This is a genomic window from Streptomyces sp. NPDC005423 (assembly GCF_040606415.1).
GTDB lineage: Bacteria > Actinomycetota > Actinomycetes > Streptomycetales > Streptomycetaceae > Streptomyces.
This window is the reverse complement of the sequence record NZ_JBEXET010000005.1, coordinates 101,744-117,193: the sequence shown is the minus strand read 5'-3', so window position 1 is coordinate 117,193 and position 15,450 is coordinate 101,744. Positions and strand designations below refer to the sequence as shown.

The 15,450-nt window shown below is 72.0% G+C and carries 12 protein-coding genes; 3 read left to right on the top strand and 9 right to left on the bottom strand.

All coding sequences use genetic code 11. The features are described from left to right. The first annotated feature begins 358 nt into the window (after positions 1-358). Positions 359-2,065: a DUF2264 domain-containing protein gene (locus ABZT12_RS09510; RefSeq protein ID WP_356379998.1), complete on the top strand. Its 1,707-nt coding sequence runs from the start codon at positions 359-361 to the stop codon at positions 2,063-2,065. A 99-nt stretch (positions 2,066-2,164) separates the two neighbouring features. Next, the gene (locus ABZT12_RS09505) at positions 2,165-2,605 is read left to right on the top strand and encodes an NUDIX hydrolase (RefSeq protein ID WP_356379995.1); all 441 of its coding nucleotides are present in this window, start codon (positions 2,165-2,167) and stop codon (positions 2,603-2,605) included. On the opposite strand, the gene ABZT12_RS09500 is transcribed toward ABZT12_RS09505, so the two are convergent. Genes ABZT12_RS09500 through ABZT12_RS09485 form a run of 4 tightly spaced genes read right to left on the bottom strand, consistent with a single transcriptional unit; the run spans position 2,592 to position 6,181 of the window. Further along, the gene (locus tag ABZT12_RS09500) at positions 2,592-3,317 is read right to left on the bottom strand and encodes a hypothetical protein (protein WP_356379992.1); all 726 of its coding nucleotides are present in this window, start codon (positions 3,315-3,317) and stop codon (positions 2,592-2,594) included. The two genes, ABZT12_RS09505 and ABZT12_RS09500, sit on opposite strands and share 14 nt — an antisense overlap. A gap of 11 nt (positions 3,318-3,328) precedes the next feature. Continuing rightward, the gene (locus ABZT12_RS09495; RefSeq protein WP_356379989.1) at positions 3,329-4,747 is read right to left on the bottom strand and encodes a hypothetical protein; all 1,419 of its coding nucleotides are present in this window, start codon (positions 4,745-4,747) and stop codon (positions 3,329-3,331) included. Positions 4,748-4,797: 50 nt separating this feature from the next. Next, positions 4,798-5,604, bottom strand: a complete 807-nt coding sequence (locus ABZT12_RS09490) for an alpha/beta hydrolase (RefSeq protein ID WP_356379986.1) — start codon at positions 5,602-5,604, stop codon at positions 4,798-4,800. Continuing rightward, positions 5,597-6,181 carry a WHG domain-containing protein gene (locus ABZT12_RS09485; protein WP_356379983.1) on the bottom strand — a complete coding sequence of 195 codons (585 nt, stop codon included), beginning with the start codon at positions 6,179-6,181 and terminating at the stop codon, positions 5,597-5,599. Before ABZT12_RS09485 ends, ABZT12_RS09490 begins: the two co-directional genes overlap by 8 nt. A gap of 176 nt (positions 6,182-6,357) precedes the next feature. Here ABZT12_RS09485 and ABZT12_RS09480 point away from each other — a divergent pair, with 176 nt between their 5' ends. Continuing rightward, positions 6,358-7,650 (top strand): DUF3533 domain-containing protein, encoded by a 1,293-nt coding sequence (locus ABZT12_RS09480; protein WP_356380272.1) that lies wholly within the window; start codon positions 6,358-6,360, stop codon positions 7,648-7,650. Positions 7,651-7,764: 114 nt separating this feature from the next. Here the strand turns inward: ABZT12_RS09480 and ABZT12_RS09475 are convergent, their stop codons facing one another. The 5 genes from ABZT12_RS09475 to ABZT12_RS09455 all read right to left on the bottom strand — a co-directional run bounded on the left by ABZT12_RS09475 (position 7,765) and on the right by ABZT12_RS09455 (position 15,410). After that, a complete protein-coding gene (locus ABZT12_RS09475) occupies positions 7,765-10,650 on the bottom strand; it encodes a glycoside hydrolase family 2 TIM barrel-domain containing protein (RefSeq protein WP_356379980.1) in 2,886 nt (961 codons plus the stop codon). A 27-nt stretch (positions 10,651-10,677) separates the two neighbouring features. Continuing rightward, a complete protein-coding gene (locus ABZT12_RS09470; protein WP_356379977.1) occupies positions 10,678-11,547 on the bottom strand; it encodes a carbohydrate ABC transporter permease in 870 nt (289 codons plus the stop codon). Further along, entirely contained in the window at positions 11,544-12,512 is a 969-nt protein-coding gene (locus ABZT12_RS09465; RefSeq protein ID WP_356379974.1) for a sugar ABC transporter permease, read from the bottom strand. Before ABZT12_RS09465 ends, ABZT12_RS09470 begins: the two co-directional genes overlap by 4 nt. A 16-nt stretch (positions 12,513-12,528) precedes the next feature. Further along, a complete protein-coding gene (locus ABZT12_RS09460) occupies positions 12,529-13,794 on the bottom strand; it encodes a sugar ABC transporter substrate-binding protein (protein ID WP_356379971.1) in 1,266 nt (421 codons plus the stop codon). Between the two features lie 314 nt (positions 13,795-14,108). After that, the gene (locus ABZT12_RS09455) at positions 14,109-15,410 is read right to left on the bottom strand and encodes an ROK family transcriptional regulator (RefSeq protein ID WP_356379967.1); all 1,302 of its coding nucleotides are present in this window, start codon (positions 15,408-15,410) and stop codon (positions 14,109-14,111) included. Between the last annotated feature and the right edge of the window lie 40 nt (positions 15,411-15,450).

Sequence of the window (15,450 nt, the reverse complement as noted above, 5' to 3'; positions counted from 1 at the left end):
GCCCCCTTCGGGGAGGTGGGGTGCGGGTGCTTCGGAGGGTGACAGTTGAATCGATTTCGCGAAAGGGCTTTCACGCGACGGGAGTTGGGGTGCGTGGAAAACGGAGTGGAGGTCTAGGAAGCGCTTGTCCTTAGCGGTACGGTCCAGCCGCCGGTCCTTGCCGTCGAACGGAGGAGCTCCGAATGAGACGATTCAGCCCCGCCCTGCTGGCGGGCGGCGGTGACCTTCGGCGCCGCCCTGTCCGCCGCACCGGCCCGGGCCCACGACCGGCCACCGCCCCTCGGGATCGACCACTGCACCGCCACCGCCGGAGGGACGCGGAGACGACGCCGGAGAGACCGCGAGAAGAGAGCAGCCGATGCACCTGCCGCCCGACGACCGCACGCTGAGCCCGCGCACCGGGTACACCCGCGCCCACTGGGAGGCGGTGGCCGACACCCTGCTCGCCGCCGTGGAGCCCTACGCCAGCGAGGACCGCGCCCTCTACCACCTGCCCGGCGACCGCGTCAGCTCGTCGGGGCGCCTCTCCGACGGTCTGGAGGGCTACGCGCGCACCCTGCTGCTGGCCGCCTTCCGCCGCGACGAACAGGCGCTGGGACGGTACGCCGACGGACTCGCCGCCGGTGCCGCGGGCGCCTGGCCCCGCATCGAGGACCGCGGGCAGCCACTGGTCGAGGCCGCGTCCATCGCCCTGGCGCTGCGCCTGACCCGCCCGCTGCTCTGGGACCGCCTCGACGACGCCGTACGGCAGCGCGCCGCGCAGTGGCTCGGCTCCGCGCTGACGGCCGAACCCTGGCCCTGCAACTGGGAGTTGTTCCCGGTCACGGTCGGCGGCTTCCTCCAGGAGATCGGCCACGAGACCGACACCGCGCGCAAGGCCGTCGCCCACGGACTGGAACGCGTCGAGCAGTGGTACGCCGGCGACGGCTGGTACTCCGACGGGCCGGGCCGCGCCTTCGACCACTACAACGGCTGGGCGCTGCACCTCTACCCCGTCCTGCACGCCTGGCTCGCCGACGACACCGCTCTGCTCGACCTCTACGGAGGCCGTCTGGAACGTCATCTCGCCGACTGTGCCCGCCTGTTCGGCGGCGACGGCGCGCCGATGCACCAGGGCCGCTCGCTCACCTACCGCTTCGCCACGACCGCCCCGCTCTGGCTCGGCGCGCTGACCGGCCGTACGCCGTTGGCGCCGGGGGAGACGCGACGGCTGGCGTCCGGGGCGCTCAAGTACTTCCTGGACGGGGGCGCCGTGGACGCGCGGGGACTGCTCGGCCTGGGCTGGCTGGGCCCCGACGAGACGGTCCTGCAAGGGTATTCGGGGCCCGCCTCCCCGTACTGGGCCAGTAAGGGGTTCCTCGGCTTGCTGCTCCCGCCCGGCCACGAGGTGTGGACGGCGCCGGAGGAGCCGGGGCCGGCCGAGCGGACGGACGCGCTCACCGGGATCACCGCTCCCAACTGGCTGCTCCAGTCGACCCGTTCGGACGGAGTGGTCCGCCTCCACAACCACGGCAGCGAGGACGTCCGCTACGACCCCTACTACACGCGGCTGGCGTACTCCACGGCGACGGTGCCGGCGCCGTCGTACGACAACAGTGTGATCCTCGACGGCGATCCGAGCCGTACGGAGATCGTGCCGTTGGGGGTCGGTGACGGCTGGGCGGCCTCCCGGCACACGGCGGGCGGCGGGGCCCGGGTCACCAGTCTGGTCGTGGCCGAGGGCGCGGCGGAGGTGCGGGCCCATCTGGTGGCGGGCGCGGCGCCCGGGACGCGGGTGCGGGTCACCGGCTGGCCGGCGGGGGAGCGGGCCCGGTCCGAACTCGTCTGCGCGCACGCCCTGTTGGACGGCGAAGGTGTGGTCGGCGACGGTCCCGCGCTCTTCGTCGCACTGGTCCGGCTCACCGGGGAGCGTGCCCCCCGCCCCCTCACCGAGTTGGTGTCCGTGGAGGTGGGCGAGGGGCACGAGGTGTCCGTGCGCTGGGCCGGCGGCCGGTCGGCACGGTTTAGGTTCACCGGGCCGGACGAGCCGGCCGCCGGGTCCTCGTGGTCGGTGCGGCCCTGGTGAGACCGGCGGCACAGCCGGAAACGGGCCGCCCTGGTACGTTGGACGTCTTCCTGGGTATCAGACCCTTTGGACTCACTTCCGGCGAGGGACCGAGGAACCATGGACATGGACCCCGGCGACAAGCGACTGGCGGCCGCCGTCGTGATGGACGGCCAAGGGCGGGTGCTCCTGGTGCGGCGCAGCGGGACCGAGCGGTTCCTGCCGTACGTGTGGGGCGTGCCCTGCGGCAAGCTGGAACCGGGCGAGGCGCCCGAGGACGGCGCGCTGCGGGAGCTGAAGGAGGAGACCGGTCTCCTCGGCGAGGTCGTCCGCAAGGTCGGCGAATCCTCCTTCGTCAGCGACTACCGGGGCCACGAGACGAAGAACTGGCAGGACAACTACCTTGTCCGGCCGCTCACTTGGGACATCACCCTGCCCCAGCCCGACCAGGCCCACGCCTGGGTGCCGGCCGCCGAGCTGACGGGCGACACGGACGGGCCCGCGCTCGACGTCGACGCGTACAACCTGGACGTCGTGCGCCAGGCCCTCACGAACTCCTGAGCAGATCCGCGAGGCCGCCCAGCGCGTCCAGATAGTCCGTCACGTCCAGCGGCACCTTCGCGACCGCACCCCGGTGCGGTCCCGCCGTCGTGAACACGTCGGTGTGCTGCCGCCGTCGGCTCCCCGTCTCCAGGAAGAGCGTCACGGTCGGCACGTCCGCGTCGCACCAGGCGCGGTGCAGGGTGAGCGCGGGCAGGGCGTAGTCGCTGCCCGCCGCGTACCGGCCGGTGTGGGTCAGCCGCAGTCGGGCCGGTCCCGTCGGCCGGAGCTCCCAGTCGCCGGTGCCCTCCGCGAGCGACTCCTCGTACCCGTCCGCCGAGAGGTCGCCGTCACCGCGCGGCTCGTACAGCTCCATGGCGAGCCGCCCCCGTACGACGCGGGAGGCCAGCGGGGCGCGGTGGTTGTGGATGTCCTCCAGGCCGGCCGCCGCCGCGCCGGGACGCCAGAGATGGGCGCGGAGCATCTGGCGCGGACCGTCGTCGATCAGCAGCAGCTTGTCGAAGCCCAGGACGTGACGGTACGACAGCCGGGCGCAGGCCGCCGGATCGCCGGCACCGCCGGCCAGTTCGGCGACCAGCTCCAACAGCCGCTCGTCGTAGCCCAGTTCAGCGACGACGGAGCGGGCCGCGCGCACCACCTCCGGCTCGGAGATCTCGCCGTCCAGCGCCTCGGCCAGCAGCCGCCGCGCCGCCAGAACCTGCCGACCACCCATACACCCGCTCCTCACTGTCCGTCCGGCTGATACGTCCATACGGCGTGCGCCCGCAGCGCCGACAGCCCCTGGTAGGTCATCCAGACCGGCTGACGCAGTTCGTCGGTGGCGGTGAGCGCGGCGCCGTCCCGCGACCAGGACCAGACGCCGTCCGTCTGCGCCGCCCACACCGCCGCCGCCGCGCCGTTCAGCCGCTCCCGCCACGCCTCCTCCGTCCCGTCCTGCCGGGCGACCTCCCGCGCGCCGGGCGTGAGCAGGGCCCGCACGAGCCAGGCGGCGGTGAAGTGCCGTACGTTCAGCACCTCGTGGTGCGAGGAGTCGCCGGGGTGCGGCCTGCGCACCTCCTCGCGCAGATTCGCCAGGTCGACGCAGTCGTCGTGCGCCGCCGCCGGGCACGCCAGCAGCCAGCGCACCCCGTCCTCGCGCGCCGCCCGCTCGACGGACCCCTCGCCCAGCACCCGGGCCGTCCGGTCCAGCGCGACCACGGCCTGCGCGGTGTGCAGCGCGGACGGCCGGGCGGGCGACGCCACCCACGGCAGCGGGGAGAGCCGGGGACCCCAGCAGCGGTGGTGCCGGCGCTCCGGGTCGCCGAGCGCCCCGTCGATCAGGGCGGCGCGCAGCACGGGCAGCATCGGGGCACCGGGGGCCGCGCGCACCAGCCCGCGGGTCACGGTGGTGACCACATGGGTCAACGCCCGCCCCGTACCGTCGAGTTCACGGGTGAAGCCGGCCTCGCAGTGCGCCACCTCCGCCGCGATCCGGTCGCCCGGCGCCCCCGCCCGGGCCAGCGCGCCGAGCACCACGGCGGTGATCTCGGGCCGGGCCACCGCGCCCTGCGACCGGGCCGACCAGCCGCCGTCCGGCAGCCTCAGCCGCCAGAGCGTCTCGATCAGCTCGCCCGTGTTCACCCGACCGTCCGGCACCCCGAGATCCAGCATGATGTGCAGCCCGTAGGCGGTGGCCAGCGAGGTCGGCCGGCCGGGCCCGTCCGGTTCCTGGAGGGAGTGCGACCAGCCGACGAGCCTGCCGCGCACCGGATCGTCCACCACGGACACCTGGTCGGCGAGCGCCCTGTAGGCGGCGGCGAACACCTCGGGCAGCGGGCCCGGAGCGGCCGGTGCCGGGGGAGTGGGGGCCGGACCCGGCGCGGACGCGGTGGACCGGGCCCGCAGCAGGGCCGCCGCCAGCCAGGTCATCCCGGCCGTGGCGAGCCCGCTCACCCCGGCGATGAGGTAGCGGGCGGACTGGGCACCGATCGAGTCGGGCAGCACCCCGAACAGGAACTGGAACACGGCGTATCCGGCCGCCGCGCAACCGAACCCGCCCAGCCAGCCCACGAACCGCGTCGGCGGCGAACCCCCGTCGTCACCGGGCCCCGGTGCCGGGCCGGCAGCTCTCAAAGGGCCGCGGCCCAACTGCTGTTGAGACAAGACGCGCTCCCTCCCCCAGGGCGGCACGTGGCCTCCGCGAAGCTTTCAGTCTAGGTGGTCGATGGTGCGCCCGGGGCGCCGACCGGAACCAGGGTCTCCGTGAGCCGCTCCGCGTAGGCGACCGGGTGTTCCAGCGCGCCGAGGTGACCGCCGGGGAACTCCGCGAAGTCGCTCCCCGTCCGCGCCGCGAGCAACTCGGCTGTGCGATACAGGAGTTGACCGCGCGAGTCGGTGCCCGCGGTGAGGGTGAGACGGGAGTACGGCGCGTCCTCGGCCGGCGTGTACGCGGTGAACCGCGGCAGGACTCGGGTGAGGAAGAGCGCCATCGGGTTGGCCAACTCCGCCTCCGGCGACAGGGGTTGGCCCTCGGGACCGCTCTCCGGCTCGCGGCCGGCGAGACCGGCGCTCATGCGGGCCGCCGCGGCTTCGAGGCCCGCCGCCCGATAGGTGTCGTGCACGTCGAGGAACATGGCGCGGTGCCGGGCCGCGTCGGGCAGTACGTTCACGCACGGCGGCTCGTGCGCGACCACGTGCCGCAGCCGCTCCGGATGCCGGGCGAGCAGGTCGAGCGCGGCGATCCCGCCCGCGCTGATGCCGAGGACGTACGCCGACTCCCCCTCGGGAAGCACCTGTTGGAGCACCCGGGCGGCGCCGTCGCTCCACGCCTCGGCACGCTGCTCCCCGACCGGCTGCCCGAGCCGTCCATGGGCGAGACCGAGCGGGTCGTACGTCACGACGGTGAACCGGGCGGCCAGTACCTCCGTCATCCGGTCGAGCCCCACCGGGTGGCCGGCCCCGCCGGGGATCAGCAGCAGTGACGGACCGGTGCCGCTCACGTCGTAGAAGAGGTCAGTCATCGGTTTTCTCCTCGCGGGGCCAGTGGGTCAGTGCCGAGTGCAGGGCGTCGACGGCGCGCTCCCAGGACCGCTGGACATCGCGCGGGGCGCCGAAGCCGCCGGTGGACTCCAGGGCGCAGTAGCCGTGGAAGGTGCTGCGCAACAGCCGTACGGCGTCGGTGAGATCGGGTTCCTCCAGGCCGTAGGCGCGCAGCATGCCGTAGGTGATCTCGGCGGTCCGCCGTAGCGCCGGGGAGTCGGCGACCAGTGCCTGGTCGACGCGGATCTGGGTCGCCGCGTACCGGCCGGGACGCTCCAGGGCGTAGGCCCGGTAGGCGTCGGCGAACGCCGTCAGGGCGTCCCGGCCGGCCCGGCCCGCGACCGCGACGGCGATCCGGTCGACCAGCTCGCCGCCCGCGAGGAACGCGACCCGGACCCGCAGGTCCTGGACGCTCCTGACGTGGGAGTACAGGCTCGCGTCCTTCACCCCGAAACGGCGGGCCAGGGCGGACAGCGTGACGTTCTCGAACCCGACCTCGTCGGCCAGGTCGGCGGCGGCCGTCACGAGCCGGTCGGCGGTGATTCCCGCACGCGCCATCATCACCCAACCACCCCTCTCCGGGTCCCGCTCCCCGCGGGCCGCCGAGGATCGTATCGTAAAGCTAGGACCCCTAGGATCACAGCTAATGCCAAAAGGTAAAGTAGGGGGTGTTTCCCGGGCGCGGGAAGTGCCTCAGGGGGCCAGAATCTCGCTCCATGGATGACATGGACGCCATGGGCGACGACACCGGCACCCCCCGCCCCCCTGCCTCCCCCGCTCCCCGGACCCGCGCCACCGTGCTGCTGCGCCGGCCCAAGCTGTGGCTGCTGCCCACCGTGCTGACCGGACTGCTCGCACTGCTGCTCTCCCTGCTGTACATGGGCGGCATCGTCAACCCCAACCGCGAGCTGCACGCCCTGCCGATCGCCCTCGTCAACTCCGACACCGGCCGACCCCTCCCCGGACAGCGGCAGAACCTCGGCACCCAGATCGTCCGGTCCATCGTGGCCGACGGCTCGGGCGGCAAGGCGGCCTGGCGCCCGCTCACCCGCGCCCAGGCGCAGCGGCAACTGGACACCGGCAAGGTCTACGGCGCCCTCGTCATCCCCGCCGACTTCACCGACAGCGTCGCCGCGCTCACCACCACGAGCGCCACCGCGAAGCCGGCCATGACGGTGCTGACCAACCCCGGCAAAGGCAGCCTCGGCTCCTCACTGGCCGCCCGGATCACCACGGCCGCCGCGCAGCAGGCATCCGTGACCATCGGCAGACAACTCACCGCGGCCGCCACCAAGGCCGACGCCACCCAGAAGCTGCTGCTCGCCGACCCCGTCCGGATCACCAGCGAGGTCGGTCACCCCATCGGCGACAACAGCGGCATCGGCCTGACCGCCTTTTACTACACCCTGCTGCTGGTGCTGGCCGGATTCATGGGCGGCAACGTCATCAGCAACGGCGTCGACACCGGCCTCGGCTACGCCGACAACGAGATCGGCCCCTGGCACACCCGCCGCCCCACCGTCCCCATCAGCCGCACCCAGACCCTGCTGCTGAAAATGGCGATGACCGCGGGCATCACGCTGCTCAGCGTCTCCCTGATCATGCTCGCCTGCGTGAGCGTCCTCGGCATGGACGCGACCCACCTCCCGCTGCTGTGGATCTACTCCTACTGCGCGGCCCTCGCCGTCGGCCTCGGCGTCCAGGCCATCAACGCGGCCTTCGGCGGGATCGGCCAGCTGGTGGCCATGTTCGTCTTCATCGTCCTCGGCCTGCCCTCCTCCGGCGCGACCGTCCCCCTCCAGGCCGTCCCCGGCTTCTACCGTTTCCTCGCCCACTTCGAACCCATGCGTCAGCTCAGCGACGGCGTCCGCGCCATCCTCTACTTCGACGCCCGCGGCGACGCCGGCCTCACCCGCGCCTGGATCATGATCGCCGTCGGCGCGGCCATCGGCCTCCTCTTCGGCTTCGCGATGACCTCCTACTACGACCGCAAAGGCCACCAACGCCTCACCCCACGGCCTGCTTGAGCGTGACGCCCGTACGGGGCGCGGACCGCCGGCGCCGGGCGCGGGCGGTCCGAACGGGTGCGGGACGGGCGGTCCGCGCTCAGCCGTACAAGCGCCCGCGCGCCCGGCCCCCGGTCAACCGGTCACCGGGGCCGTCGAGAAGACGAAGGAGAACGCGGCGGGTTCCGCGTCCAGGAAGTACTTCGGCAGCGGGGCCGGGCCGCAGGACTGGGAGCCGATGCCGTGCTGGCCGTGGTCGAGGTTGACCCAGACCGTGTCACCGGGGACGAGGTCGGTGCGGTGGCGCGCCGCGTCGAGCTGTTCGGTCGTCCAGCGCCGGGCGGTGAACCAGAACTCCGGGTCGCCGTCGATGCGCAGACCGCCGACTTCCGCCCAACGGACGTCCCCGCGGGCGCCGTTCTCCTGCGGACGGACGTACGGAGTCTGCAACTCGTCCACCGTCGACTCCCACCGGCCCAGCATCGACGCGGCGGCGGTGTCGGGATACGCCTCGCCCGGCCCGCCGCCGAACCAGCGCACCCGGTCGGCCGCGCCGGGCAGCCCCAACCGGACGCCGAGCCGGGGCAGGGGCACAGTCCAGTCGCCCTCGGGTGTCACGGACACCGTCAGCCGCAGCCGCTCACCGTCGCACGTCCAGCGGTACACCGTGGCGAGCCCCACCTCCCGGGCGGCCGGCGCCACCCTGGTCCGTACGGTCAGCGCGGTGGAGGAGACTTCGAGCGCGTCCAGGCGGTGGCGCATCCGGTGCAGGCCCAGCGTGCGCCAGAGCGGTCCGAAGCGGACGTCCGTCTGCCAGGCGGCTCCGTCGTCGTTGTCGGTGGGCGCCCGCCACACGTCCAGCCGCGGACCGATCACGTCCACCGGGCCGATCCGCTGCAACGCGCCGGTACGGGCGTCGAAGGCGGCCGGTCCCAGGGTGATCAGCCGGTCCTCGCGGACGGGTCCGACGGTGGCCGCCACCGTCGTCAACTCCCGCCGTGAGAACGGGAACTGGCCCCAGGCGACGAGGTGGCCCTTCGGTGCCCAGGAGGTGTCCTCGGCGAGCAGGGCCCTGACGGTCCACCCGGTCTCCGAGCCGGGCCGGCCGGGGGCGGGAAGCTCCGGCAGCTTCACGTCGGCCGACTCGCCGGGGCCCAGCGCCGGCACCGCGAGGGCGCCGGACCCGACCGTCTCGCCGTCCACCTGGCAGGACCAGGCGAAGGCGAGCGCGGACAGGTCGGCGAAGTCGTGGGCGTTGGTGATCCGCACCGTCCCGGCGGAACCGTCCCCGGTGATCCGGACCGGTTCGATCACCTTCTTGTACTCGACGAGTCCGGGGGACGGCGTCCGGTCGGGGAAGAGCAGCCCGTCGCAGACGAAGTTCCCGTCGTGCAGCTCCTCGCCGAAGTCGCCCCCGTAGGCGTAGCCGTACCGCTCGTGCGCGATGCCGTGGTCGATCCACTCCCAGACGAAGCCGCCCTGGAGCCGGTCGTAGGACTCGAACAGGCGCTGGTAGTCGGCGAGCCCGCCGGGGCCGTTGCCCATGGCGTGGCCGTACTCGCAGAGGATGAAGGGGAGTTGACGGCGCCGGTGGGTACCGCCGTCCAGGTTCCGGCCGATGCGCTCGACCTCCGCGTGGCCGGCGTACATCCGTGCGTACACGTCGGTGTCACGGCAGTCGACGTCACCCTCGTAGTGCAGGAGGCGCGAGGTGTCGCGGCCGCGTATCCACTCGGCCATGGCGGTCAGCCCGCGGCCGGTGCCGGCCTCGTTGCCGAGCGACCACATGACGACGCAGGGGTGGTTCTTGTCGCGTTCGACCGTCCGGGCGGCCCGGTCGAGGAGGGCCGGTGTCCAGCGGTCGTCGTCAACGGGGTTGTCCCGCCAGCCCTGTTCGGTGAAACCGTGGGTCTCCAGGTCGCACTCGTCGATGACCCAGAGGCCGTACTCGTCGCACAGGTCGAGGAAGGCCGGATGCGGCGGGTAGTGCGAGGTGCGGACGGCGTTGATGTTGTGCCGCTTCATCAGCAGCACGTCCTCGCGCATGGTCGCCGGGTCCAGGGCGCGCCCCCGCTCCGGATGCCACTCGTGCCGGTTGACGCCCTTGAAGAGGATCGCCTTGCCGTTGACCTTGATCAGGCCGTCGGACAGTTCGACGGTCCGGAAGCCGATGCGGAGGGGGACGCGTTCGCCCGCGGTGGCCAGGACGCCGTCGTAGAGCCGCGGGGTCTCGGTGGTCCAGGGGCGGACGGGGAGCGTGACCCGCTCGCCGGTCGGGACGTCGATGCCCAGGTCCGGCACGGTCACCCGGCCCTCCACGTCGGAGTCGACGCGGAGGGTTCCCTCGCCGCTGACGTGGTCGTAGGAGGCGTGCACGAAGAAGTCGAGGGCGGCGCCCGGTGGGCGGTGCAGGAGGGTGACGTCACGGAAGATGCCCGGCAGCCACCACTGGTCCTGGTCCTCCAGATAGGAGCCGGCCGACCACTGGTGGACGCGGACCGCCAGGACGTTCTCCCCGGTCCGCAGCAGCCGGCCGACCGCGAACTCGTGCGGCAGCCGGGAGCCCTTGAACTCGCCGATCTCCGTGCCGTTCAGCCAGACCCGGGCACAGGACTCGACCCCGTCGAAGCGGAGCACCGCCCCGCCGTCCGAGGGCCACTCGGACGGCAGGGTGAAGGTGCGCAGATGGTCGCCGGTGGGGTTCTCGGTCGGCACGCGGGGCGGGTCCACCGGGAAGGGATAGAGATGGTTGGTGTAGACGGGCGATCCGAACGCGCCGTCGCCCTGGAGGACCCAGTGCCCCGGGACAGCGACCTCGGCCCACTCCCCGGCGTCGAAGCCCTCCTGGGCGAACGAGTCGTCCTCGGCGTCGGCCGTGGCCGACACCCGCAGACGCCAACTGCCGTTCAAGGAGAGCGACAAGGCGTCCGAGGAGGCGTACCAGGCGCGGGGTGGCAAAGTCCCGCTGCCCGGTGTGACGTCCTCGACGTGGCCGGGGCTGGGGGAGGGGCGCACAGACATGGGGCTCCAGATCGGGGGAGGCGGGTGTCAGCCCTTGATGCCGGTCCGCGCGATCCCCTGCACCAGCCAGCGCTGGAGGAAGAGGAAGACGAGGACCAGCGGCAGGATCGAGACGGCGGTGGCCATGAAGATCAGGTGGTAGTTGACGGTCTGGTTGGTCATGTACGACGACAGGGCGACCTGCACGGTCCAGGCACTGGGGTCCTGGCCGATGACCAGGGGCCACAGGAAGGCGTTCCAGCCGCTGATGAACGTGATCGTGGCGATCGCCGCGAAGAAGTTCAGCGAGTTGGGGACGACGATCCGCCAGTACGCGCCCCAGTGGCTGAGCCCGTCCACCCGTGCCGCCTCCTCCAACTCCGCGGGGAACCCCAGGAAGTACTGCCGGAAGAGGAAGCAGGTGAAACCACTGAACAGGCCCGGAACGATGAGACCCCGGTAGGTGTCGACCCAGCCCAGCGACGAGACGAGAACGAAGCTCGGTACGAAGGTGACGGCGGTGGGCACCATCAGGGTGGCCAGCACGAGGTAGAAGACCTTGTCGGCGTGGCGGTACGGGATGCGGGCGAGGCCGTAGCCGGCGAGGGAGCAGACCAGCAGGATGCCGAAGGTCATCAGGACGGCGACGACCAGCGAGTTCCACAGGGACCGGCCGAACTCGACGGTCGTGTCGTCGAACAGCTCGGAGACGTTGCCCCATTGGAGGTGCGTGGGGAGGAACTGCCAGTTCTCGCCGGTGATCTCGGCGTCCGTGGACAGGGCGTTGCGGACGATCAGGTAGAAGGGGACGAGGAAGAGCAGCGCCGCGACGACCACGGCCGCGTAGAGTCCGGTGGTGGTGAGGACGCCGCGCCCGGTACGGCGGCGCCTGCGCGACGACGGTGTGCCGGCGGTCACTTGGACCCCTCCGCTCCGCCGAAGCCCATGATCCTGCCCTGGAGCAGGGTGACGGCGCAGATCAGTACGGTCAGGATGACGGCGCCCGCGCTGCCCGAGCCGTAGTCCTGGCTCGATCCGAGAGCCGTCTTGTACAGCACCATGAGCGGGGTCTGGCCCCAGGTCGCCCTGGTGCTGATGATGTTGTAGAACTCGTCGAAGGCCTGGTAGGCGGCGACGAGCAGCAGCAGGACGACCGCGGTCGAGGTGGCCCGCAGCTGCGGCAGGGTGATGTACCGGAACGTCTGCGGGCCGGACTTCGCCCCGTCGATCGAGGCGGCCTCGTACAGCTCCGGGGGGATGTTCTGGAGCGCCGCCAGGAACAGGATCATGTAGAAGCCGGCCTGGAGCCAGAGGCGTACGGTCACGATGACCAGCCAGTACCACGGCGGGCTCGGGTTGGACACCCAGGCGACGTTCTCGGCGCCGAACCAGCCGATGACGGTGTTGGCGAGGCCGAAGCGGACGCCGTTGAAGAGGGACATCTTCCAGATCAGGGCGGCGGCGACATAGCTGCACGCGGTCGGCAGGAAGAACACCGACCGGAAGAACGCGCGCAGGAACCGGAGCCGGTGGACCAGGAGTGCGAGCCCCAGCGAGAGCGCCCACGTGGTGGGCACGATGAACGCGGCGAAGACGGTGAAGGTGCTCAGGGACCCGGTGAAGTCGCTGTTGGTCAGCATCTGCCGGTAGTTGTCGAGTCCGACGAAGTGGCTCGGCGTCACGGTGTAACGGGCGTCGAAGAAGCTGAGCCAGACGCTCCAGCCGATCGGCACGAAGACGAAGATCAGCAGGCCGACGAGGAACGGCCCGGTGAAGAGCCAGAAGTGGAGGGTGCTGTCTGCCCCGGGGCCGCGCCCCGGCCGGGACTTGACGGTCCGGGCCGGAGCGGAGCGGGCGGCCCCGCGCGTGGTGGTGGTCGACATGGTCCGTCCGCCCGGCCTATCCGAAGAGCTTCTTGAGTTCGCGGCCGATCGTCCGGTCGGCCTTGTCGAGGGCGGCCTCCGGATCGCCGCCCTTGCGGACGGAGTCGGCGATGACGCTGTCCCACGCGCTGTACATGGCCTGGGTCCAGCCGATGTTGTCGAAGTGGCCGTAGGTGTTGAAGAGTTGGACGCCCTCCGCCGCCAGACCCGACTTGAGCTTGCCGGCCCGTGCGGCGATCGACCGGCGCGGCGGGATGTGGAACCCGTAGGAGGTGGCGAAGTCCTCCTGGTCCCGTTTCTGGTCGATCCACAGCCACTTCACGTACTCCTTGGCCGCGTCCACGTCGCCGCCCTTGGCGTTGACGAACATCGACCAGCCGCCGTTGTAGACCGAGGGCCTTCCGCTGTCGCCGACCTTCGGGAAGGGGAAGATCCCCAGGTCGTCGCCGAGCGCTTTCTGCATGACCGGCATCGCCCACATGCCGCAGAACTGCATGGCGCACAGTCCTTGGTCGATCGCCGACGGGTCCCAGTAGTCGGCCGGTGCGTCGAGCAACAGGTGCCCGCTGGTGAAGAGTTGACGGAGCCGGCGCAGACCGCCGACGACCGCGTCGGTGTGGTAGCCGACCTCGTTCCTGGCGGTGAGGGGTTCGGCGCCGGCCGACCAGACCAGGGGCAGTTCGATGGCGTGCAGATCGTTGCCGAGGAAGAGACCCTTGACCTTGCTGGTGGTCAACCTGGCCGCCGCGTCCACGAGTTCGTCGAGCGTGGTCGGCACCTCGACCCTGGCCTTCGCCAGCATCGACTTGCGGTAGAAGAAGAACTGCGGGTCGTCGATCATCCGGACGCCGTATATCTTGCCGTCGACCGTGTGCGAGGCGATGTCGGCCGGATTGAAGTCGTCCTTGACCGGGTCGACGAGGTCGGAGAGATCGGCCACCTGACCGCTCCTGACCAGCTGGATCTGCGGGTGGAACTCGAAGACGTCGGGTGCCTGCCCGGTGAGCAGGGCGGCGAAGAGCTTGGTCTCGTAGTCGGAGCCGGTGATCCACTGGGTGGACACGTTCGCCTTCGTGTACCCCTTGGCGTACCGCTTGACGGCCTGCTCCACCCCCGCCTCCCCATACGCGTGGAAGTACTGGACGAGGTTCTTGCCCGAACCGCTCCCGCCCCCGCGCCCGTTGTTGCCGCCGCACGCGGTCAGCGGGCCGAGGGCGGCCACCCCCGCCGCCGCCTTCAGGAGTGATCGGCGGTCCCAGTTGCTGTTGCTCATTGCCGGCATGGTTGACGTCCTTGTCTCTCGTGCGGCTACGGCTCCACGGCTCAGCGCCGAGTGGCTCGGATCGGGGTGCGGTGCGGGACGCTAACCTTCGGTCAAGGCTTCGGCAAGGGGTTGGACGAAGGCCGTGTGAAGCGTTGCGCGGTGTTCGCGGTACCGGACGTGACCGGTGTGCGGGCCACGGATCGGACGGCCCGAATTCCCTTGCCCGCTCCCGGGGTTGCGGCAGTCCGGTGTGCGCCGCACCGTCGAACAGGGCTCGTCCGCACCGCCGTCGCGTCGGTGAACGCTCCCCTCGCCGCCGTCGGCGAAGCCGATCAGCTCCTGGGCGCCGTACTCGGCCGCGTACCGGGGGAACGCCCGGCGCCTTCGGCGTCCGCGGGCGGTGCGGTGCGGCTCCTCGACCGGTCGGTGCGCTTCCCGGTCCGCTGTCCGGCCGACTGAAGTGCCCCTTCCAGGGCGAGAGTTGCCGCGCCCAGGCAGACCGGGTCGGTGGGGATCGGGGAGAGGACGATCTCGGTCGAGGCCAGCGGCCTCTTCAGAGCGTGCCGGGCCACGGCCTCGCGCACCTCGCGCAGCAGCGGTTCGCCGAGCGCGGCGGCGACCCAGCTGCTCAGCACGACCACCTCCGGGTTGAGCAGGTTGACCAGAGCGGAGATGCCGGCGCCGAGGTAACGCCCGGTGTCCCGGACGACCTTGACCGCCACCGGGTCGTTCGCGGCGGCACCGCGCGCCAGGGCGTCGATCGTCGCGGTCTGGTCCTCGGGGTGCAGCAGGGTGCTGCGCGGGCTCGACTCCCGCAGGTTCAGCATGATTCCGGGGGCCCCGACATACGTCTCCACACAGCCGTGGTTGCCGCAGTGGCAGAGCCGGCCGTCGAGGACGAGCGTGGTGTGACCCCACTCGCCGGCGCTGTTGCTGACACCCCGGTGCAGCCCGCCGCCGAGCACCAGCCCGGCGCCGACCCCGGTGCCCAGGTTGACGACCACGGCGTCGCCGCGCCCGCGGGCCGCGCCGAACCACAGCTCGGCGACCGCGCAGGCGCGCAGCGGATTGTCCAAGTAGAGGGGATGCGCGATGCGTTGGGCGAGCAGATCGAGCAACGGCACGTCGTGCCAGTCCCAGTTGGGCGCGTATTCGGCGATGCCGGTGTCGCGGTCCACCTGCCCCGGCACGCTCACCCCGACGCCCAGGACCCGCGCCCCCTCGATCCCCGCCTGCGCGACCACCGACCCGACGGCGGCGGCGACATGCCCGACCACCTGCTCGGGAAGGCTCTCGCCGGGGCGCATGTCCTCGTCGGCACGGGCCAGCACGTTCAGAGCCAGGTCGAACAGCTCGACCCGGACGTACGTCTCCGCGATGTCGACGCCGATCAACGCGCCGCCCGCCGCGTTGACGGCCACCAGCCCCCGGGGGCGGCCCCCCGCCGAGTCCTCGAACCCGACCTCGGTGATCATCCCGAGGTCGAGCAGCTCCCCGACGAGCGTGGCGACCGTGGCGAGGCTCAGCCCGGTGGCCGCCGCCAGCTCCTGGCGGGAGGTGGGCGACGCGGCGATGAGCTGGCGCAGCACCTCGTAGCGGTTCGCGGTGCGGATGTCGCGTGAGGTGCGCTTCACCGGGGTCGCCCCGTTCCTTCGTCCCGTACCGGGCAGGGGG